The sequence below is a fragment of the Mycobacterium sp. 852002-30065_SCH5024008 genome, assembly GCF_001665645.1.
Lineage (GTDB): Bacteria > Actinomycetota > Actinomycetes > Mycobacteriales > Mycobacteriaceae > Mycobacterium > Mycobacterium paraffinicum.
Genome location: NZ_LZSZ01000120.1, coordinates 1 through 502 on the forward strand (window position 1 = coordinate 1; position 502 = coordinate 502).

Genomic DNA, 502 nt, shown 5'->3' on the forward strand with positions numbered 1-502 from the left:
CGGGCCAGCCGCGCCGCGGTGTAGACCCCGTCATGCGGATCGCTGGGGTTGGACGGCTTGTTCTCCTTGCCGTCGGACTCCAGCACGATGCGCGCCGGCGGCGGGCCGTCGCCGCCCCCCATCACCGAGCCGACCGTCGCGATGGCCTGCAGCGCGGTGAAGAGGCCTTCACCCGTCGCGGTCTTGGGGGCCGGTTTCAAGTTGTCGATCGCCGCCTTCACGGCCGCGCGGTTGGTGGTCGGGGAGACCAGCAGCGAGGCGTTGGCCGCGAACTCCACCAGCCCCAGGTTGATGGCCGGCGTCAGCTCGTCGGCGAATTGCTTGCCGGCCTCCTTGGCGGCGGTCAGCCGGTCGGGCGGGACGTCGGTGGAGGCCATGGACTCCGACACGTCGATGACCAGCATGACGACCGCGCGGTTCAGCGGGATCCGGACGTCGGAGGTCGGCCCGGCCATCGCGGTGGTCAGCAGGGCCAGGCTGAGCCTGTCTCTTATACACACAT

General features: G+C 70.3%; 1 protein-coding gene. It reads right to left on the minus strand.

The features are described from left to right. A partial coding sequence (locus tag A5781_RS15730) for a VWA domain-containing protein (protein WP_156624697.1) occupies positions 1–502 on the minus strand: 502 nt, incomplete at both ends.